This window comes from Parolsenella catena, from assembly GCF_003966955.1.
GTDB lineage: Bacteria > Actinomycetota > Coriobacteriia > Coriobacteriales > Atopobiaceae > Parolsenella > Parolsenella catena.
The window spans coordinates 1,194,065-1,213,407 of the sequence record NZ_AP019367.1 but is presented as its reverse complement, the minus strand read 5'-3'; the positions used below and the strand labels follow the sequence as shown (position 1 = coordinate 1,213,407).

General features: G+C 65.0%; 16 protein-coding genes. 11 read left to right on the top strand and 5 right to left on the bottom strand.

Annotation, left to right across the window (positions count from 1 at the left end; genetic code table 11):
- The first annotated feature begins 141 nt into the window (after positions 1–141).
- The 3 genes from Pcatena_RS05490 (at position 142) to Pcatena_RS05480 (ending at position 3,716) form a co-directional block, all read left to right on the top strand.
- A complete protein-coding gene (locus Pcatena_RS05490) occupies positions 142–393 on the top strand; it encodes a DUF6110 family protein (RefSeq protein ID WP_126422385.1) in 252 nt (83 codons plus the stop codon).
- A 75-nt stretch (positions 394–468) separates the two neighbouring features.
- Positions 469–2,493: a heavy metal translocating P-type ATPase gene (locus Pcatena_RS05485; protein WP_232619831.1), complete on the top strand. Its 2,025-nt coding sequence runs from the start codon at positions 469–471 to the stop codon at positions 2,491–2,493.
- 188 nt (positions 2,494–2,681) lie between these two features.
- Positions 2,682–3,716 (top strand): YeiH family protein, encoded by a 1,035-nt coding sequence (locus tag Pcatena_RS05480; protein ID WP_126422381.1) that lies wholly within the window; start codon positions 2,682–2,684, stop codon positions 3,714–3,716.
- A 101-nt stretch (positions 3,717–3,817) separates the two neighbouring features.
- Here the strand turns inward: Pcatena_RS05480 and Pcatena_RS05475 are convergent, their stop codons facing one another.
- The 4 genes from Pcatena_RS05475 to Pcatena_RS05460 all read right to left on the bottom strand — a co-directional run bounded on the left by Pcatena_RS05475 (position 3,818) and on the right by Pcatena_RS05460 (position 8,921).
- Complete coding sequence (locus Pcatena_RS05475; RefSeq protein WP_126422379.1) at positions 3,818–4,462, bottom strand: class I SAM-dependent methyltransferase; 645 nt, start codon at positions 4,460–4,462, stop codon at positions 3,818–3,820.
- 9 nt (positions 4,463–4,471) lie between these two features.
- Complete coding sequence (locus Pcatena_RS05470; RefSeq protein WP_126422377.1) at positions 4,472–7,138, bottom strand: ABC transporter permease; 2,667 nt, start codon at positions 7,136–7,138, stop codon at positions 4,472–4,474.
- A 7-nt stretch (positions 7,139–7,145) separates the two neighbouring features.
- The gene (locus Pcatena_RS05465; protein WP_126422375.1) at positions 7,146–7,859 is read right to left on the bottom strand and encodes an ABC transporter ATP-binding protein; all 714 of its coding nucleotides are present in this window, start codon (positions 7,857–7,859) and stop codon (positions 7,146–7,148) included.
- A gap of 183 nt (positions 7,860–8,042) precedes the next feature.
- Entirely contained in the window at positions 8,043–8,921 is an 879-nt protein-coding gene (locus tag Pcatena_RS05460; protein WP_126422372.1) for a LysR family transcriptional regulator, read from the bottom strand.
- A gap of 123 nt (positions 8,922–9,044) precedes the next feature.
- Here Pcatena_RS05460 and Pcatena_RS05455 point away from each other — a divergent pair, with 123 nt between their 5' ends.
- From Pcatena_RS05455 to Pcatena_RS05445, 3 genes are all read left to right on the top strand, one after another.
- Positions 9,045–9,926 (top strand): SDR family NAD(P)-dependent oxidoreductase, encoded by an 882-nt coding sequence (locus Pcatena_RS05455; protein ID WP_126422370.1) that lies wholly within the window; start codon positions 9,045–9,047, stop codon positions 9,924–9,926.
- 60 nt (positions 9,927–9,986) lie between these two features.
- Positions 9,987–11,243 carry an MFS transporter gene (locus Pcatena_RS05450; RefSeq protein ID WP_126422368.1) on the top strand — a complete coding sequence of 419 codons (1,257 nt, stop codon included), beginning with the start codon at positions 9,987–9,989 and terminating at the stop codon, positions 11,241–11,243.
- A 172-nt stretch (positions 11,244–11,415) separates the two neighbouring features.
- Positions 11,416–12,456: a Gfo/Idh/MocA family protein gene (locus tag Pcatena_RS05445; protein ID WP_126422366.1), complete on the top strand. Its 1,041-nt coding sequence runs from the start codon at positions 11,416–11,418 to the stop codon at positions 12,454–12,456.
- Between the two features lie 177 nt (positions 12,457–12,633).
- Here the strand turns inward: Pcatena_RS05445 and Pcatena_RS05440 are convergent, their stop codons facing one another.
- Positions 12,634–13,410: an SDR family NAD(P)-dependent oxidoreductase gene (locus tag Pcatena_RS05440; RefSeq protein WP_126422364.1), complete on the bottom strand. Its 777-nt coding sequence runs from the start codon at positions 13,408–13,410 to the stop codon at positions 12,634–12,636.
- 221 nt (positions 13,411–13,631) lie between these two features.
- Here Pcatena_RS05440 and Pcatena_RS05435 point away from each other — a divergent pair, with 221 nt between their 5' ends.
- The 5 genes from Pcatena_RS05435 to Pcatena_RS05415 all read left to right on the top strand — a co-directional run bounded on the left by Pcatena_RS05435 (position 13,632) and on the right by Pcatena_RS05415 (position 19,340).
- Positions 13,632–15,011, top strand: coding sequence for an MATE family efflux transporter (locus Pcatena_RS05435; RefSeq protein ID WP_126422362.1), 1,380 nt, complete (start codon positions 13,632–13,634; stop codon positions 15,009–15,011).
- 176 nt (positions 15,012–15,187) lie between these two features.
- On the top strand, positions 15,188–16,843 hold the full coding sequence (locus tag Pcatena_RS05430; RefSeq protein WP_126422360.1) for a hypothetical protein: 1,656 nt from the start codon (positions 15,188–15,190) through the stop codon (positions 16,841–16,843).
- 373 nt (positions 16,844–17,216) lie between these two features.
- Positions 17,217–17,513 carry a thiamine-binding protein gene (locus tag Pcatena_RS05425; protein WP_332835569.1) on the top strand — a complete coding sequence of 99 codons (297 nt, stop codon included), beginning with the start codon at positions 17,217–17,219 and terminating at the stop codon, positions 17,511–17,513.
- A 4-nt stretch (positions 17,514–17,517) separates the two neighbouring features.
- Positions 17,518–18,309: an ABC transporter permease gene (locus Pcatena_RS05420; RefSeq protein ID WP_126422356.1), complete on the top strand. Its 792-nt coding sequence runs from the start codon at positions 17,518–17,520 to the stop codon at positions 18,307–18,309.
- The gene (locus Pcatena_RS05415; protein WP_126422354.1) at positions 18,306–19,340 is read left to right on the top strand and encodes an ABC transporter substrate-binding protein; all 1,035 of its coding nucleotides are present in this window, start codon (positions 18,306–18,308) and stop codon (positions 19,338–19,340) included. Before Pcatena_RS05420 ends, Pcatena_RS05415 begins: the two co-directional genes overlap by 4 nt.
- Positions 19,341–19,343: the final 3 nt, after the last annotated feature.

Here is a 19,343-nt window from a genome sequence, read left to right as displayed (position 1 = left end):
TGCTGCAGATTTCCAACCGGTTATGCCTCGCTGCCCCATCGGTCAGAAGTGCTAGACTTGCCCCCTGAAAGTGAGCCTGGTTGAACTTTCTGACCTAGGCCTGAAAATGGCTGCGATTGATTCGCGAAAAGGAGAGGCAACATGAAGAAGTGCACGTATAACACCCTGCTCGTCGGCGGCGGCTTCCTGCTTGGCACGGCCGGCATCAAGCTGCTCAAGAGCGAGCCGGTCAAGAACGCGTGCGTGCAGGGCATCGCGTGTGGCATGCGCATCAAGAGTGACTACCAGGACATGGTCGAGCAGGCGAAGGCCGAGGTTGACGACATGGTCGCCAAGGCGTCGTACATCACCGCGAGCGAGCCTGACGCCGCTACGGATGAGGCCGCTGAGTAGCGCGCTGACACAACTATGAGATTCTCGGTTATTAGCGAGATCCCCGGCAGGACCCGCCTACAGTTGGCGGGTCCTGTGCCAGAGGGGGACCTCGATGCTCTCATCAAGCTGAGCGCGGATATCAAGGGTGTCACGAAGGTCCGGGTATACGGCCGCATCGGGCAGATGGCGATCGAGTATGACGCGCCTAACCGCGCGGACGTGCTCGGCGGCCTTCGCACGATTGACGCGCAGGCGGTCGCCGAGGCGAAGTCCGGCTATGCGATTCAGCTCGAACCGCGCAAGCACAAGCTCATCATGGATCTGGCGACGCTCGTTGGCGCCCATTACGCGCGCCGGTGGTTCCTGCCGACTCCGCTGCGAGCCGTGTTCGTCGTGGCGGGCTACATGGCTTTCCTGCGTGCCGCCCTACGCGAGCTGGCGCAGCCTCGCCTGACGGTGCCCGTGCTCGATGCCTCCGCCATTGGCATCTCGTTCGTGAAGCGCGACGTCAACACGGCCGGGCAGACGATGTTCCTGCTGAACGTCGGCGAGCTGCTCGAGGACTACACGCGTGCCATGAGCGAAAACGAGCTCATCAACTCCCTGCTTGACGTGCCTGACAGGGCGCAGAAGGTCGTCGGCGACACCGAGGTGAGCGTTCCTGCGACGGAGCTTGAGCCCGGTGACCTCGTGGCCGTTCGCACCGGCATGTCCATCTCCATCGATGGCGTGGTCGAGCGGGGAAGCGCCATGGTCAACCAGGCGACGCTCACCGGCGAGCCGCTTGCCGTCGAGCGCTCCGTGGGTGACGACGTGTTTGCCGGCACCGTCGTGGAGGACGGCAGCATCCTCGTGCGCGTGCGCGCCAACACGGCCCAGACCAAGCTTCGCTCGATCGTCTCGCTCGTCCAGACGGCGGATTCCCTCAAGTCCGAGGGGCAGTCGCACATGGAGGAGCTGGCGAACAAGATCGTTCCCTGGAACTTCCTGCTCGCGGGCCTCGTCGCCCTCACCACGCGCAGCATCGTCAAGACCTCTGCCGCGCTCATGGTCGACTACTCGTGCGCGCTCAAGCTCACGGGCTCCATCGCCGTCATGACCGCCATGAGCGACGCGGCCAAGATGGGCGTCATGGTCAAGGGCGCCAAGTACTTCGAGTCATTCGCCAAGGCGGACACCATCGTGTTCGACAAGACCGGTACGCTCACCGAGGCGCAACCTAGGCTCGCCCGCGTGTTCGCGACCGATGGCTGGAGCGAGGACGACGTCTTGCGCTTCTCCGCCTGCCTGGAGGAGCATTTCCCACACCCGGTGGCGCGTGCCGTCGTCAACGCCGCCAAGGCGCGCGGCCTCGAGCATCGCGAGCGTCACGCTGCGGTTGAGTACATCGTCGCGCATGGCATCGCCTCCTCGATCGAGGGAAGGCGAGCGGTGATCGGTTCAGCGCACTTCGTGTTCGAGGACGAGCGCGTTCTCATGGATTCTGAGGCGCGGGAGAGGGTCGAGTCTGAGATGCAGGGCTTCTCGCCTCTGTACCTTGCCGTAGACGGCGAGGTCGTGGGAGTGCTTGGCATCGAGGATCCGCTCAAGCCCGGCGTCAAGGAGGCTATCGCCGAGCTGCATGCGCTTGGCGTCAAGCATGTCGTGATGCTCACGGGAGACTCCGAGCGCACGGCCAGGCGCATCGCTCGCGAGGCGGGCGTCGACGAGTACGCCGCGGAGCTTCTGCCCGAGGACAAGTATGCCTATGTCGAGCGCGCCAAGCGTGAGGGACGCCACGTCGCCATGGTGGGCGATGGCGTCAACGACTCTCCGGCGCTTGGCCTGGCAGACGTGGGCCTTGCGATGGGCGGTGGAAGCGACATCGCCAAGGAGGTCGCCGACATCATCCTGGCGGACACGGACCTCGCAGCGATCGTGCGCCTGCGCAGGATGAGCCAGGGCCTCATCGATCGCCTGACGAGCTCCTACTCGAAGGTGATGCTCACCAACTCGGCGCTTCTGGCGCTTGGCATCACGGGCTTCATCGCCCCTCAGACGTCGTCGCTGCTGCACAACGGCTCGACGATCGCCTACAGCCTCGGTAACGCGAAGGCCTATTTGCCGGCGGCTTCGTAGCGATGCGCGGCCTGCTTGGCGGTGGCTCCGCTGCGTCGACGCCGGTCTGAGGCCGCATGCTGCCATGCCGTCGCTGCCGGCGGCTTCGCGAACCATATTGCCCGTTCTGTCTCCGTGGCCGCCTGCTGGCGCTCGCGGGGATAGAATGGGCTTCTTTGTTTGACGGGCCATCGTACGAAAGGCAATGAATGACTGAATCTCCCAACCTCGCCGAGAAGGCCCGGGGCCTCCTCCTTTGTCTGGCAATCGCCGTGGTCGCCTGGATTTGCGGCCAGCATGCAGATGTGGTCGGAGGGCCGGTCTTTGGCATCCTGTTTGGCATGCTCCTGGCTCAGGTACTGCGTGGTCACGATGTCTCGGCGTTGCAGCCGGGCATCAAGTTCACGTCAAAGTACGTCCTTCAGGCTGCCGTCGTCTTCCTGGGATTCGGGCTTAACCTCGCGCAGGTCGCGAAGGTGGGGGCCACGAGCCTGCCGGTGATCGTTTCCACTATCTCCACGTCCCTCGTTGTCTCCTTCGTGATGTGCCGCGCCATGCACGTGCCCGGAAAGATCGCCACGCTCATCGGCGTGGGTTCCTCCATCTGTGGCGGCTCCGCCATCGCGGCAACGGCACCTGTAATTCGCGCAGACGACGAGGACGTTGCCCAGGCCATCTCCGTGATCTTCCTCTTCAACGTGATCGCCGCGCTCGTCTTTCCCACCCTCGGCGGCATGCTGGGCCTCACCAACGAGGGCTTTGGCCTCTTTGCGGGTACCGCCGTCAACGACACCTCCTCGGTGACGGCTGCCGCGGCCGCGTGGGATGGCATGCACCCGGGCGCCAACACGCTTGACGCCGCCACCATCGTCAAGCTCACGAGGACGCTCGCCATCATCCCGATCACGCTCGCGCTCGCCGTGTGGCAGATGCGCACCGACCGTCGCGCGGGAGGGGAGGGCACGAGCACCTTCAGCCTGCGCCGCGCCTTCCCGACGTTCGTGGGCCTCTTCGTGCTCGCGAGCCTCGCAACCACCGTGTTTGCCCTGCCTGCTGCCGTCACCGCGCCGCTGAAGACGTTCTCGAAGTTTCTCATCGTGATGGCCATGAGCGCCATCGGCCTCAACACCGACATCGTCAAGCTCGTGCGAACGGGCGGCAAGCCCATCGCGCTGGGGGCCTGCTGTTGGGTCGCCATCGCCTGCGTGAGCCTAGGCATGCAGCACGTCATCGGCATCTGGTAAAAAGAGCGCGCCGCCACGTTTGTGACGGCGCGTTTCTTGTTTGATAGTGCATTCTGGCGTGGCGGCACGTCCTGTTTGACGGCGCGCTATGGTTTGGTTCGCTATTCCTTTCGTGCCACCAGGTGTGCGCGGAAGCCCTTCTGCGTCTCGAGCTTGAGCAGGAAGAGCCTAGCTCCTTCGGTGAGCGTGCGAAGCTCGGACACTTTGCAGATTCGGACGTCGCCGTGGCCCATGAGGCGGGCTAAAGGAAGCTCGAGGTTGTTCATGAGCCACACTACGAAATCGTTCGACGTGTAGTCGCGAAGAATCAGACGCCCGCCGGGGCGTAGGACGCGCGCGGCCTCAGAGAAGAACTTCTCTGGATGTGGATAGTGGTGGAAGCTGTTGGAGCAGAGCACGGCGTCGAAGCTCCGGGATTCAAACGGCAGGGCCTCGGCGTCCCCGACGATGAAGCGGACGTTTTCGAGCTGTTTGGCGCGTGCCACCTCGATCATCCTGGGAGTGAGGTCGAGTCCCGTCAGGCGCTTCTCGGGATATTCCCCATGAAGCAGCTCCAGGACGGCTCCGGTTCCGCAACCTACGTCAAGAACGTCCTCGAATGACTCGCTTTGCAGCTCCTCGAGCATCTGCGGATAGTCGTCCTTGCAGATCTCGTAGATTCCGGCGTGGTCGGACTCATAGACCTGCGCCGCCTTGGTGAACTCCTTGATGGACAGCTGCTTGAGCTGCTCCGCTGATTTGGTCATAGCCTCCTCCTACTCCTGGACCTTTAGTGCCTCGGAGAGGCTGACGCGTCTGATGGAGCGCGTGTGCAGGAGCGCCACGACGAGGTATGTCGCGAACCCGATTCCCACGCACGCCGCGATGGACCACCATGGCACGTAGATCTCGATGTTGCCGTTGTAGGCGAGCAGCATCGAGCGGAAGATCGCGGTGAGCGAGCCGATGATCACGGGCTGAGACAGCAGCAGTGCCGCCATGACGCACAACGTGATCGAGCGGATGTAGAGGTGAGAGATCTCGCCGTCTCGATAGCCGAAGACCTTCATGTAGCTGATGGAGCGCGCGCCGCGATCGATCACGGCCTTGGTCAGCAGATACATGAAGAGGAGGAAGATGAAGACGGAGAGGCCGACCATCATCCCGATCAAGTCGCTCATCATGCCGATAAACTGGTCGCCCACGGCGCGCATGTCGTCGGGCGTGGTGTCGCCGGCGAAGTAGCGCGAGTCGAGGTCGAGCTCCTCGTCGCTTACGTAACCGTTGAAGTACGAGGGATCGTTGCCGAAGAGCTCGTTGAAGTCGTCGATGCTCATGTAGACGTTCATGTCCGACTTGGAGCCCCAGGCGGAATTGTCGCCTGCATACTCGAAGGAATAGTCCTTATCCTCGTACTTGTCATGGAAGCCGACCTTTTGTCCCTGCCTCCAGCCGAACTTGTCGAGAAGGCCGCGGCCAAAGACGACGCGCCCGTCGCCAACGCCCAGGCCCTTCCAGTAGCGAGAGTCCGGGGAGACGCCGTAGATGGTTACGGTCTCCACTCCGTTGCCCTCGCCGCGGTCATATTGCAGCTGGTAGACGGTGTACTTCTCGGCTTGGGCGATCTTCTCGGCACCGTTGTCCGTGGTGTTGACGGGGTGGATGTCGTCGTTGTCCGCGTCGATGTCGGAAGCATCGTCGATAAGGTCGATGATTTCGTCGCGGTCGCAGCCGAGGGCGTCCGCGATGTCGTCGAGGCGCGCGTAGAGGGCGTCCTTCTTGTCCTGCGCCTCCTCGAGCGCGTCGCTGGCTGCCTGCATGCTCGCGGCGCTGGGCGACGCCATGGCCGCCTCGGCCGCCGCCTGGGCCGCGTCTGCCGCGTCGTCGAGCTCATCTTGGGCATCCTCGGCGGCGGTGAGCAGCGCGCCGTCGACGGATTGCAGGCGGTCGAGGGCGGCCCACTGCTCGCGCTCCTCGGCCGTACCCTCGAGCTCGAGTGGGGCCTTGAGCGTGTACTGGTGCGCTGCCACGAGGCTCGTCTCGAGGTTGTCCGCGTAGTGCGTCATCGTGGGAAGGATCGCCAGGCCAAAGAGCAGAAGCAGCGAGGCGAACGCGATGCCCACGAAGAGCGTGGCGAAGTTACCGAGGTCGCGCAGGAACACGCGCAGGCGGAAGCGCGAGACAAAGCCAATGCGCTCCGGCAGTTGCAGGCCGCGCTTGGTGCCGGCCTTGCCGCTCGCCTCATGGCGCAGAAACTGCAGGGGCGTCTTGCCCATCTTGCGGAGAAGCCCCGCGAGCGTGATAAGGATGAGCGCGGCGGCAGGTACCACGGCGCATTTGACGATAATCTCCCAGCTCCAAAAGACGTGGAAGGGCGGCAGGCTGTAGGAGCCGTAGTAGAGACTGCGCATGGGCTCGGTGAAGACGCTCACGCCGAGCGCGGTACCCAGAAGCGCGGCGAGGATGCCAACAATGGCGGGAAGCGTGAGGTAGTGGAGGACAATCTCGCACTTGCGGTAGCCGCTCGCGAGCAGCGTTCCGATGATGGCGCTCTCCTCCTCGATGGTGGAGTCGGTGAGCACGACGAAGACGAAGGCCATGATCACGATGATGATGTCGAGCAGCGTCGTCCACATCACGGAGTCGCCGTCCACGTCGTCGCGCGCGTAGCCGATGCCCTGGTTGGAATCCGCGTCGATGAGGTCGTCCACGCGCGCGTCGGCGTCCGTGAGGGCGTCGACCATGTCCTTCTCGGCATCGGTGCGGTCTGCGACGGAGAGGCCGCGATTATTGAAGACAAACGAGTAGGTGTAGGTGGGCGCGCCGCCTGCGTCTTCGAGCGCGGCAAAGCCGGTGTCGGTGACCTCGGCCACGCCATAGGTGACGGTGTTGATCGTGAAGTCCGAGTTGTCGAGGAAGAGCGCCTGGCTGTCGGGCTGGGTCATGATGCCGCAGATGGTGTAGGCGCGCCCTTCGAGCTCGACCGTATCGCCCACGGCGAGGCCGTTGTTTGTGGCGAAGACGCGGTCGATGGCGACCTCGTCGTCTGCCTGAGGTTCCGCACCCTCGCAGTAGGACGCGAGGTCAACCTCGGTGCGGTGGGCGTAGGTGCGCAGCGTGCGCTTGGTGCCGTCGTCGCCCGCAGGCTTCTTGATTGCGGCGTCTATCGAGAAGTTCTTGTAGAGCGTGACGCCTCCTACGCCCTCTGCGGCGTCCTCGGCTGCCTTGGCCTGGGCGTCGGTCGCCTCGAAGGAGGTCGTCACGCGGCCGTCCTCGATTGCGTACTCGTCGCGCATGCCGTCGATGAGGCAGCCGATGGAGTGCGCGGCGAGAAGAAAGCCCGACGTGAGGGCAATCGAGCCGCACATGAGCAGGAATATGCCGAGGTACTTGCCAAGGTTGTGCTTGAGCTCTCGGGGGAGTCGCCTTGCCAGGGGAGTCATCGCGCGCCTACCAATCGAGCTCGGAGGCGGTCACGGGGGAGGCGTTGAGCTCGTCGGACGCCAGGCGCCCGTCGCGAAGGCGCAGCACGCGGTCTGCCATCTTGGCGATGGCGGCGTTGTGCGTCACGATGACGAGGGTGCAGCCGAACTCGCGGTTCACGCGCTCCATGAGCTCGAGGACCTCCTTGGAGGTCTTGTAGTCGAGCGCGCCCGTGGGCTCGTCGCACAGGATGAGCCCCGGGTTCTTGACGAGTGCACGGCCGATGGCGCAGCGCTGCTGCTGGCCGCCGGAGACCTGGCGGGGGAACTTGTCGCGGTGCTCCCAGAGGCCGAGCGAGCGCAGGAGGTCCTCCATGGGCAGCGGGTTCTTGGAGAGGTGCGCGGTGACCTCGATGTTCTCCTGGATGGTGAGGTCTGGCACGAGGTTATAGAACTGGAAGACGAAGCCAAGCTCGCGACGGCGGTACTCGCCGAGGTCTCTGGCCGAGAGGGTCGTGAGGTCGCAGCCGTCGACGGCGATGCTGCCGCCGTCTGCGCCCTCGAGGCCGCCGATGAGGTTCAGGAAGGTCGACTTGCCCGAGCCGGAGGGGCCGAGCATGACGCAGACCTCGCCGCGGTTCACGGTGCAGGTGATGCCGTCGAGTACCTGGACGCGGGCCTCCCCGGCGCCGTAGTGCTTCTTGAGTCCGTCTACCACCAGGTAAGGGGTGTTGCCCTTCATGGGACGCTCCAATCGTCGCGCGAAGGCTAACGGAAGCGGTCTGTTTGGAGGGCAAAGTTAGCCTTGGTGAAGTTAGTTCGAGCTAACAATACCACGTGCGAGGAATTCGTCGGGGCAGATGGGGCTTTGGAAAAAGGCCCGACACAAACGGGGCTCGAACTGCCGGCCGAGGCCCTTCTCGCCCTAGGGCTCGATCACTTGGGCCAACGCGTCCACGAAGCGCCTAACGTGCGGTGCCGGGTCGCGCGGGTAGGCCAGAAAGCAGGGGACCCGGATGCCGCAGTCGAGCTCGATGCCGACGAAGCCAGGGTGTACGCCCGACCAGGCGCCGCTCGTGACCACGACGTCGCCCGACTCGGCCGCGTCGTTGAACAGCGCGAAGTCGAAGCTTTGGACGTCCATCACCTCGATGCCCTCGGTTGCCTTGAGAACGCGCCGCAGGTGGTCGGTGGCGTCGTTGGCATGGCGCAGCATGCGCACGCGCCTGCCGCGAAGGTCGTCGACGGTCAGCCTGCGCCTCTCGGCGAGGGGGCTGGTGCGAAGGACGTCTATCGAGAAGGGCGTCGAGAAGAGGGGGAGCAGCCGGCACATGCCACCCCAGCGGACGGTGGAGTAGCTCGTCTGGACCACGTCGACTTCGGCCCCCAGGCGCGTCATGACGGTCGTCTTGGGGTCGTACAGGTCGCCCACGGTCACGATCTCCAGCTGTAGGTCGGGCACGAGCTCGTGGACCTGCGGCCAGAGCGCCTGAGTGTTTCTGCCAGGCGCCATGAGCGAGACCCCCAGGCGGACCGACGCGGTGCCACCCAGGTTGCGGGCGCGCCAGAGCGCGGCCGCAACCTCGCCCATGATCTTGCGGGCGTCCTCGACGAGCGAGGCCCCGGCGGCGGTGGGTCGGACGCCGGTGTGGGTGCGCTCGAACGCGACGACGCCGAACTCGCGCTCGAAGGTCGTGACCTGCTTCACCAGGGCGGGGGTCGAGATGCTCAGCCGCTCGGCCGCCTTCGAGAAGCTCCCGAGCTCCGCCGCGGCCACGATCGCGTCGAGACGTCTGTCGTACATCTCGCCCCCCCCTGTCTAGTGTTAACCAGTGGTTCATACCATACCAAAACATCGGTAATTCTCAGGCGGCTGGCGCTGCATTAGCCTTCGACTCGCATATTGGAGCCAATCGGAGGGATGGAAATGAATAACTGGCTCAATCTTGAGGGGGAGGTCTGCGTTGTGACCGGTGCCCTTGGCGGCATGGGCGTCGAGATCTGCCGTGAGTTCGCCCGTAACGGCGCGAACGCCGTCCTGCTGGACCTCGACGAGGAGAAGGTCAGGACCGCGGCCGCAGGACTGTCCGACGAGTTCGGCATCCACGCCGAGGGCTACCGCATGGACGCCACCAACGAGGAGGAGGTCCAGGCGGCCGTCGACGCGACCATCCGCGACTTCGGCCGCGTCGACGCGCTCGTCAACACCGCGGGCATCCTGCGCTTCTCGCCCATGGAGGACCTGCCGCTGTCCGACTGGGAGGCCGTCATCAAGGTCAACCTCACCGGCACCTTCATCGCGTCGCAGCGCTTCGGCCGCGAGATGATCAGGCAGGGCGCCGGTCGCCTCGTGCACATCTCGACCGCTGCCTCCTACCAGCCCGAGACCTTCTCCGGCGTCTACAGCTCCACGAAGGCCGGCGTCAACATGATGTCCAAGATGATGGCCGCCGAGTGGGGCCCCTACGGCGTGCGCTCCAACTGCGTGTGCCCCTGCTTCGTCAAGACCCCGATGAGCGCCAACTTCTACTCCGACCCCGAGGTCGAGCGTAGCCGCAGCCGCCTTATCGCCACGCGTCGCATCGGCGAGGTCACCGACATCGCCAACGCCGTCATGTTCCTGGCGTCCACGCGTTCCGACTTCACCACCGGCGCCGAGATCATGGTCGACGGAGGCTTTTCCAACATGATGGGCGACCTCACCGCCAAGCCCGGCGGCCGTCGCGCCTACGCGGAGAACTACCTCAAGAACAAGGGCGTCTCCCTGTGGACCGACGAGGCCGGCATCAAGACCCCGACCGACCAGTAGGAGACAAAGGGACAGTCCCCTTGTCTCCTTTGCTGCTCGTCAACGACTAGAAAGAGACCAATGACTTCCGAGAATTCCAACAAGGGACGCGGTGTCGTTCTCACGGCCGCCTGCGTCACGATGTTCTTCATCAGCTCCATCGCCCTGTACTCCGTGGTGAGCAAGAACCTGCTCGCCGTCTATCCCGACTGGTCCGGTGCGCTCACCTGGGCGTTTCCCGTCTTCCAGACGATCATGGCCGTCACGGGCATCTTTGCCGGCCGCATCTCCGACAAGATTGGCCCGCGCAACGTCGTCATCGCCGCGGCCGTGTGCTATGGCGCCGGTTGGTTCCTGTCCGGTACCGTGACCGAGCCCTGGCAGTTCTACCTGTACTTCTCCGTGATTGCCGCCATCGGCAACGGTCTGGGCTATAACCCGGCGCTCACGACGGGCCAGAAGTGGTTCATCGACAAGAAGGGCCTTGCCTCCGGCATCACCCTGGCCGCCTCCACGGCCGGCCCCGCCGTGCTCTCTCCCGTACTCGCGTCGCTGCTCATCCCGAGCCTCGGCATCTTCGGCGCGCTCAAGGCCCTTGGCGTCATCTTCTTCGTGACGATCCTCGCTTCCGCGCTGTTCCTCAAGGCCCCCAAGGCCGGCTGGCTTCCGCAGGGCTACGTGGCCCCCGCCGCCGGTGCCCACGCGGGCACGTTCGGTGACCTCACGCCCGGCGAGATGGTTCGCACCCCGCGCTTCTGGGTTCTCATCGTGACGTTTGCCTTTGCCGCCACCGCCGGCACGCTGCTCGTGGGCAAGGTTGCCTCCATCGCCGCCGTGCAGTTGTTCGACGACCCCGCGAGCTCCGCAGCCGTGGCTCTCGGCGGCGTGGTCGTGACGGTCAACACGTGCGCGAACCTCGTCGGTCGCCTGTCGTTTGGCCAGATCATCGACAAGCTTGGCACGTACAAGTCGCTGCTCGTGAGCCTCGTCGTGACCATCATCGCGCTCGTGATCATGTCCATGAGCTTCTCGCAGCCGATGTTCTTCGTGGCGCTGGCGCTTCTCGGCTTCAGCTTTGGCGCACTGCTCGTCATTTACCCGCCGCTCACGGGCGGCGCGTTCGGCACGTCCAACCTGGGCGTCAACTACGGGATCATGTTCCTGGGCTACGCCGCGTCCACGTGGATCAGTCAGCCCATCACGGCCGTGCTCTACCACGCCGAGGCCGGCAGCGCCGCCTACCAGCAGTCCTTCTATGGCGCCATCGTGATTGCCGCCATCGCCGTTGCGCTCACCGTCTACATGATGGTCGCCGACGGCAGGAAGGCCGCCAAGTAGCACCCTCCGGGCGGCCCCGCCCACACTCCCCGGGCGCGGGCCCCCTTACCCTTCTCGGCCGGCGATAGCCCCTCGGCCGGCCATCAACCAGCAAGCGGGCGGCCTTGGCGTGCCGTTCGCATACGAAGGTGGGGCGGGCGAGCCCGTCCCCATGTCTCAGAGAGGAACCAACATGAGCGAGAAGGCTCCCGTTCGCATCGCGGTCATCGGCGCTGGCGCCATGGGCCGCAACCACATCCGCTTCGTTACCGAGGAGCCCGAGGCCGAGCTCATCGCCATCGCCGACGCGTTCGAGGGCGCCCGTGCCACGGCAGACGCCGCCGGCGTGCCGTTCTTCACCGACGCCGCGCAGATGATGGACGAGGTCAAGCCCGAGGCCGTCATCATCGCCACGCCCAACGGCCTGCACCTGGGCGTTGCCCGCGAGGCCATCACCCGCAACATCGTGCCGCTCGTGGAGAAGCCCATCTCCGACGACCTCGAGGACGCCGAAAAGTTCGCCGCCGAGGCCGAGGCCGCCGGCGTGCCCGTGCTCGTGGGCCAGCACCGCCGCCACAACCCGTTCGTGAAGAAGGCCAAGGAGATCATCGAGTCCGGCGAGCTGGGCCGTCTGACCGTCTCGAGCTTCCACTACATGATCTACAAGAACGACGAGTACTTCGACGTCGAGTGGCGCCGCAAGAAGGGCGCCGGCCCCATCCTGGTGAACCTCGTCCACGACGTCGACCTGCTCCGCTACCTGCTGGGCGAGCCCGTTGCCATCCAGGGCATGCAGTCGAGCGCCGCGCGCGGCTTCGAGACGGAGGACTCCGCCGTCGTGAACGTGCGCTTTGCCGACGGCTCGCTTGCCTCGATGACGATCTCCGACGCCACGGCGAGCCCCTGGAACTGGGAGGCCTGCGCCCGCGAGGACCCGCAGTACCGCCCGTTCGACGCCGACGCCTACTTCATCGGCGGCACGAAGGGTGCCCTGTCGCTGCCGCGTCTGCAGGTCATGAGCTACGATGGCGCCTCCAGCTGGCACAAGCCGCTGAAGATGGACGTGCCCGCCGTTGACCCAGCCCTGCCGCACAAGATGCAGCTCAAGCACTTCGTGCGCGTCGTCCGCGGCGAGGAGGCCCCCGTCGTGACGCCTGCCGACAACGTCAAGACGCTGCGCGCGCTCAATGCCGTGAAGCGCGCCGCCGAGACGGGCGAGCTCGTGGAGCTGTAGGTCTTGCCATTTTGCGTTATGCGTGGGGCGCCGCCGGTGATTGTCGCCGACGGCGCCCCCTTGTGCGCGTTGGTAGATTCATGGAGACGAAGATGCAAAAGCCACCCGAGGTTTGTGCGGTGTTGCCTCGCTTTGAGGCTCCCAAACCCCTTGCGCGCATATGCTCAGAATTGCTCGCTAGTTGACGCTCACGCCGCCGTCGACCTTGACGCAGGCGCCCGTCATGAACGAGGCCTCGTCGCTGGCGGCGAACAGCACGGCCGCGGCGAGCTCCTCGGGCTCGGCCTGGCGGATCTCGCCATCGAGGCCGGCCATCGAGCGGCCCATGCCAAACTGGTTGATGCCCGCGTCGGCCATCATGGAGCCGGCGATCTCTGTCTTGACGCCGCCGGGGCAGATGGCGTTGCAGCGGATTCCCTCGTGTGCGTACATGTAGCCGGTGTTCTCGGTCATGCCCACGAGCGCGTGCTTGGAGGCCGTGTAGGCCGCACCGGCGCGGGCGCCGTTCGTGCCGCCGATGGAGGCGACGTTGACGATGTTGCCGCGGCTCTCCTGGCCAAGCATGACCTGGACGGCCTTGCGCATGGCGTACATGGGGCCGTTGACGTTGACGGCGAAGACCTTCTCCCAGCGCTCGTCGGAGATGCCGCCGATGGGCTCGAAGCCGTCCATGATGCCGGCGTTGTTCACGAGAACGTCGAGCTTGCCCGTCTGCTCCACGGCAAAGTCGATCATGGCATCGTTGGTCTCGCGGCTCGAGACGTCTCCCACGAAGGGCAGGATCTTGCCCGGCAGGCCGTCCGCCTCGACCTGGGCGGCGAGCTCGGCGAGGCGCTCCTGCCGGCGGGCCACGGCCACGACCGTGGCGCCCTCCTTGGCGAAGTCATAGGCGATCTGGCGGCCCATGCCCGAGCTCGCACCGGTGACGACGACACTCTTTCCCTCAAAGCGCATAGTAAGTTCCTTTCATCGTTAGGAAACAACGGCGCATTTAAGTTTCGTGAGCATGCGGGGCGAGGCGGGCGCGGACTCGGCGGGCGGTAGCTGGGCCATGCCAGGCGGGCGCTGCGCAGGCTCGGCGTTTCCTTGCGGGCCGCGCCCCACGTGCGCCGCCTGTGCCCGGACGCCCCGGTTAGCGGTATGCTCTCGGGACCACGTTATGGATAGGGGGCTTCATGGCGAGACGCCGCTGGTCTGGTTCTCTGGACGTCACCGAAGGGAGAATAGGCAGGCAGCTTCTGCTGCTGTGCGTGCCCGTGTTCTTCTCGTCCTTCTTCCAGGAGGCGTACTCGCTGGTAAACACCTTTGTGGTGGGTCAGTTTGCAGGCAAGGCGGCACTCGGTGGAATCCAGGCTACCGCACCGCTCGTGGACCTAGCCGTGGGCTTCTCGGTTGGCATGGGCACGGGCTTTGCCGTGGTGTGCAGCCAGTACTTTGGCGCGCGTGACGAGGAGCGCCTGCGTGCCTCGGTCCACACGGCGATGACCATCGCGCTTGTGGGTGGCCTTGCCGTCTCCGTGTTGGGGGGCCTGCTCGCGGGCCCCATCCTCACGCTCATGGGCACGCCGACAGACCTCATGGGCGAGTCTCTGGACTTCGTGCGCCTCTACTTCGGCGCCATGGTGTTCTCGATTGTCTACAACACCGGCTCGGCCGTGCAGCGTTCGGTGGGCGATACCCGTTCGCCCTCCATCATCGTGGCGTCCACCTGCGTCGTCAACATCGTGCTCGACCTCGTGTTCGTTGCCGGCCTCCACATGGAGGCGCTTGGCGCTGGCCTTGCCACGGCGCTCTCGCTCGTGTGGGGCTGCGTCGTCACGCTCGTGCGCCTCACGCACGTCGACGGGCCGTGGAGGCTCGAAGTGCGCAGGCTCGGCATCGACCCGGGCATCTGTCGCGTCATGCTGCGTACGGGCCTTCCGCTTGGGCTGCAGTCATCGTGCTACTCGGTGTCCAACATCATCACGCAGTCGACCATCAACTCGTTTGGCTCCACCGTCGTGACGGCGTTCGGCCTGTGCGGTCGCATCGATGCCATCGTCTGGATGGTCTCTGAGGCGCTTGGCGTGGCCGTGACCACCTTCAGCGCGCAGAACTTTGGCGCGAGAAACTACGAGCGTATGCGCCGCGGCCTCAGGGCGGCCCTGTGCCTCACGGCCCTGGTGGTGGGATCGCTGTCCGTGGCGCTTCTCGCCAACGTGCGCGCCCTGGCTGGCTTCTTCATTGATGATGCGCAGATCGCCGAGCTCACGGCCCAGGTCATGTGGTACGTGGGTCCCTTCTACGTGGTCTACTCGCTCTACGACAACATCGCGGGCACCATTCGCGGGGCGGGGGAGAGCCTGCGTCCCATGCTTATCGTGCTCACTGGATCGTGCCTGCTGCGCATCATCTGGCAGCTTGTCATCGTGCCGCTCGACCACACGCTGCACATGGCCATGCTCAGCTATCCCATCACATGGGTCACCACGGGCATCGCGTTCATCTTCTACTACCGCTTCGGTCACTGGATGGACCACGCGCACGAGCGCAAGGAGGCCAATCTCGCCGCATGAGGCATCGTGGTGCCTCCCCGCTGGCCGGATTGGACCGTGTGTCCCAAAGTTCGATTGGCACGACGAGCACGTCAGCAGCCCCGCCCGCCTCTCGTATCGAGTACACTAAAAAACTTACTGATTATAGTTGTGTCTCCCGGCCCGCTCTCCACTCTGACATGACGAGGTGTTGCGAAATGAATGCGCCCGAAACCACGCCGCCCTCGCCGAGGTGGCTGAGTGGATTTCTCGCCTTCGGCTCCGCCCTCGTGCTCTTGCTCACGCTGTTGCTTGGGGTTGCGTCGGTCGTCTCGACGGTGGGCGGGGCAACTATATGGGGTCCAACGACGCCGTGCCCAACCTCCGCCGCCGTCATTGGCCTCTCGCTCGTCGTCCTCGCGATTTGCCTTGCCCTCTGCCGTCTCCTCGCCCGGCGAAGCGATTTGATCAACCTGCCGCTGCTTGAGGCCTCCCTTGCGGGAATTGCCCTGCTGGTCGGGCTGTGGTTCATATGGGTCAACCACACCGAGACGAGCCTGTTCCATGACTCCCTGGTCCTTCAGCAGTTTGCGGAGCATCTGTCCGCCGGGGATCTCTCTGACTTCTGGCCGCACATCGACAACTATGCGGCGAAGGCCCCCGGTGACCTCTACATGTCGATATATCCTCACCAGGCGGGCCTTCTCCTCCTGATGACGGGCCTTCGCTGTCTCTTTGGCTCCGGCATGGTCAAGGCCCTGCAGGTCATGAACCTACTTGCTGCCATCGGAGTCTCCGCCCTGCTCTGCTCGCTGGCGCGTGCAGTCGAGAGGCCCCGGGGCGAGCGCGCCGTCCTCGCCCTGGTTGCGTACGGCTTTCTTCCCAACGTGCTCCTCAGCGTCTTTCCGTACGGCAACACCATCGGCCTGCTTCTCGTGTTGGCCGCCTCCCGGGTGCTCCTTGCGTCCCTCCGCAACGCGAGCGGTGCGCGCTCGGCCGCCCTCGGGCTTGCCTCGGGCCTGCTCGCGCTCTCTGGCCTCATGATCAAGTCCACCTACATCTATCTCGTTGCCGGTGTTGTCCTCATTGCCCTGCTCGGCTGCATTAAGGAGAAGGCCCTCGTCAGGGCCGTCGTCCTTCTGTTCTCTACGGGCGCGCTGCTTGCGCTCTCGTCGTCTGTTCCCAGGGCCGGATTCAAGGCGCTCGTTGGCTACGCGCTTCCCGAAGACCAGCCCAAGATGACCTGGCTTGCAATCGGCCTTGACTACCAGCCGTCAACAGACCCCCGCCCGGGTTGGTACAACCCCATCGGGATGGATAATCGCATCAGGCACAATGGAAACGTGGGGGACGAGGAGGCTACCGCCGAATCCGTCGTCTTGGACCGGCTGGGGCATCTGGCGGGCAATCCTGGCTACGGCGCGTGGTTCTTCGCAAAGAAGCTGACGTACGAGTGGCTTGATCCAACCTACGACAGCTACTTCGTTGCCTCGTTCAGCAAGATGAGCGAGGAGGACGCCGCGCGCTGGGGGCGTGGGGCCGACGCATGCTTCTATCCGATGGACCTCACCAAGCCACACGGTTACGTCTGCCTCGTGTTGTTTATTGTCATGGACGCTTGTCAGTCGCTTCTCTATCTTGGTGCCGCACTGGGTGCGCGAGACCTCATGCGCGAGGCGTTGCGCGGGGGTCGTGGGGCGGCCCTTGCCGAGTACGCCCTTCCCTGCGTCTTCTTCGCGGGCTTTCTCCTCTACCTTGTCTGGGAGGGGAAGAGCATGTACACGCTGCCCCTCGCCATAAGCCTGCTCCCCACTGCCGCGCGCGGGATAGCCACATTTGTGCGGCGGCCGCACCGCAAGTGCTTCGCCCAATAGCCGGGCGCGTGCCCCCCGTATTCATCGTGCCGAACGCACCTATTCCCAGCGTCCGAGGCCCGAAGTTGGGGACGATCGGCACGATGAGTGCGCCGCCGTTGGCAGATAGGGACGATTGGCACGATGGGCCGCGCGCGAGACGTGCCAAAGGGCTACGCCCCCTGGTGCAGGGCAACGTGCTAGAATGTCGCACGATCGAAACGGGGGCTGGCGCATGCCGGCTGAGACTGGGCCTAGGATTGCGGCCCTGACCTAAAACCTGATCTGGGTAATGCCAGCGTAGGGAACCTATAGGTACGCATGTACGAGGCTCCCGCAAGTGCGAGGGCCTCTTTTGGTTCTCGCGGAAAGCGAGGAAAGCATGGAATGCAGTGTGGCCATCCAGGTCCTGCCGATGGACTCGGCATCGGACGAGGACACGATCCGCGTCGTTGACGCCGTGATCGCAGAGATCCAGAAGTACGACGTCAACCCCTACGTGGGTCCGTTCGAGACGGCCATCGAGGGCGACTACGACACGTGCATGGAGGTCCTCAAGAAGTGCCAGCTCGTGGCCGCCGAGGCTGGCTGCGGCCAGGTCATGACCTACGCCAAGATCGACTACAAGCCAAACGGCGCGGTGCTCACCACCGAGAAGAAGGTCGGCAAGTACCACCAGGGGGAGAACTAGCCCCATGGCCACGCGCGCGAACAACGCGCCTGCCCGCCGATGCTGGCTGGCGCCCACCGTCACCCTCGCGAGCCTCATCGTCGTCTGGCAGCTTGTCTGCATGGCGGGCCTCGTGCCCACCTACCTGCTGCCGAGCCCCGTCCAGGTCGTCGAGGCGCTCGTGGGCGACCTGCCCCTGCTTGTGAGCCACTCGGGCACCACGATCGCCGAGGCGGTCCTCGGCCTTGCGCTGGGTGTGCTCGTGGGTTTTGCCGTGGCCGTTCTCATGGACCGCTTCGAGGTGGTCTATCGCGCGCTCGACCCCATCGTCACCGTGTCGCAGACCATCCCCACCGTGGCCATCGCCCCGCTTCTCGTGCTGTGGTTTGGCTACGGCCTCATGCCGAAGGTGCTGCTCGTGGTGCTGGGAACGTTCTTCCCCATCACGGTGTCGCTCGCGAGCGGCTTTCGCAGCGTGGACCCGGATATCATCGACCTCATGCGCACGATGCGCGCGAGCCGCCGCCAGATCTTCTGGATCGCCAAGCTGCCGGCGGCCATGAGCGAGTTCTTCGCGGGCCTGCGCATTAGCGCCACCTACGCCGTCGTGGGTGCGGTGGTCTCCGAGTGGCTCGGCGGCTTCGTGGGCCTGGGCGTCTACATGACGCGCGTGCGCAAGTCCTACTCCTACGACAAGATGTTCGCCGTCATTCTCATCATCTCCGCGCTCTCCCTGGCGCTTATGGCCCTCGTGAGCCTGCTGCGTCGCGTCTCCATGCCCTGGGAGAGGGCAGAAAGAAAGGATCAGGATCAATGAGCAAGTCAATCTCTCGTCGCTCCTTCGTCGCCGGCGCGGCCGCTGCCGCCGCCATGACCGGCCTCGCCGCCTGCGGGGGCTCTGGCGCCGCCGCCACGACCGAGGCCGCCACGGACGCCGCCTCCGGCGACGCCACGAAGCTCACCTTCGTGCTCGACTACACCCCCAACACCAACCATTCCGGCATCTACGTGGCCATCGCCAAGGGCTACTACGCCGACGAGAACCTCGACGTGGAGGTCGTGCAGCCGCCCGAGGACGGCGCCGACGCGCTCGTGGGCACCGGCAAGGCCCAGGTTGGCATGAGCTACCAGGACGTCATGGCCAACTATCTGGGCTCCGATGACCAGCTGCCCGTCACGGCCATCGCGGCGACCATCCAGCACAACACCTCCGGCATCATGAGCCGCGCCGGGGAGGGCATCGACCGCCCCAAGGGCATGGAGGGCAAGCGCTACGGCACCTGGGACCAGGATGTGGAGAAGGCCATGGTCAAGAGCGTCGTCGAGACCGACGGCGGCGACTTCTCCAAGGTCCAGCTCGTTCCCTCCGGTGACGAGGTCAGCGGCCTGAAGTCCAACCAGTTCGACTGCGTGTGGGGCTACGAGGGCTGGGGCCTGCAGAACGCCAAGCTCCAGGACCTCTCCTGCGACTACTGGTCCTTCCGCAGCATCGACTCGGTGTTTGACTACTACACGCCCGTCGTCGTGGCCAACAACGACTTCCTCGCCAACAGCCCCGAGGTGGCCAAGGCCTTCCTGCGCGCCACAAAGAAGGGCTACGAGTTCTGCGTGACGAACCCGGACGAGGCCGCCCAGATCCTGTGCGACGCCGCCCCCGAGACCGACGCCGAGCTTGCGAAGGCCAGTGCCGAGTACCTCGCCGACCAGTACACCGCCGACGCCTCGAGCTGGGGCATCATCGACCCCAAGCGCTGGGCCGCGTTCTACACGTGGATGAACGACAACCAGCTCACGCCCGTGGCGCTCGACGTCAACGGCGGCTTCTCCATGGACTACCTGGAGCAGTAGCGC

Coding starts and splice junctions, on each gene's coding strand:
- Pcatena_RS05490 (WP_126422385.1), top strand. CDS start 142: ATGAAGAAGTGCACGTATAACACCCTGCTCGTCGGCGGCGGCTTCCTG.
- Pcatena_RS05480 (WP_126422381.1), top strand. CDS start 2,682: ATGACTGAATCTCCCAACCTCGCCGAGAAGGCCCGGGGCCTCCTCCTT.
- Pcatena_RS05475 (WP_126422379.1), bottom strand. CDS start 4,462: ATGACCAAATCAGCGGAGCAGCTCAAGCAGCTGTCCATCAAGGAGTTC.
- Pcatena_RS05470 (WP_126422377.1), bottom strand. CDS start 7,138: ATGACTCCCCTGGCAAGGCGACTCCCCCGAGAGCTCAAGCACAACCTT.
- Pcatena_RS05465 (WP_126422375.1), bottom strand. CDS start 7,859: ATGAAGGGCAACACCCCTTACCTGGTGGTAGACGGACTCAAGAAGCAC.
- Pcatena_RS05460 (WP_126422372.1), bottom strand. CDS start 8,921: ATGTACGACAGACGTCTCGACGCGATCGTGGCCGCGGCGGAGCTCGGG.
- Pcatena_RS05455 (WP_126422370.1), top strand. CDS start 9,045: ATGAATAACTGGCTCAATCTTGAGGGGGAGGTCTGCGTTGTGACCGGT.
- Pcatena_RS05450 (WP_126422368.1), top strand. CDS start 9,987: ATGACTTCCGAGAATTCCAACAAGGGACGCGGTGTCGTTCTCACGGCC.
- Pcatena_RS05445 (WP_126422366.1), top strand. CDS start 11,416: ATGAGCGAGAAGGCTCCCGTTCGCATCGCGGTCATCGGCGCTGGCGCC.
- Pcatena_RS05440 (WP_126422364.1), bottom strand. CDS start 13,410: ATGCGCTTTGAGGGAAAGAGTGTCGTCGTCACCGGTGCGAGCTCGGGC.
- Pcatena_RS05435 (WP_126422362.1), top strand. CDS start 13,632: ATGGCGAGACGCCGCTGGTCTGGTTCTCTGGACGTCACCGAAGGGAGA.
- Pcatena_RS05430 (WP_126422360.1), top strand. CDS start 15,188: ATGAATGCGCCCGAAACCACGCCGCCCTCGCCGAGGTGGCTGAGTGGA.
- Pcatena_RS05420 (WP_126422356.1), top strand. CDS start 17,518: ATGGCCACGCGCGCGAACAACGCGCCTGCCCGCCGATGCTGGCTGGCG.
- Pcatena_RS05415 (WP_126422354.1), top strand. CDS start 18,306: ATGAGCAAGTCAATCTCTCGTCGCTCCTTCGTCGCCGGCGCGGCCGCT.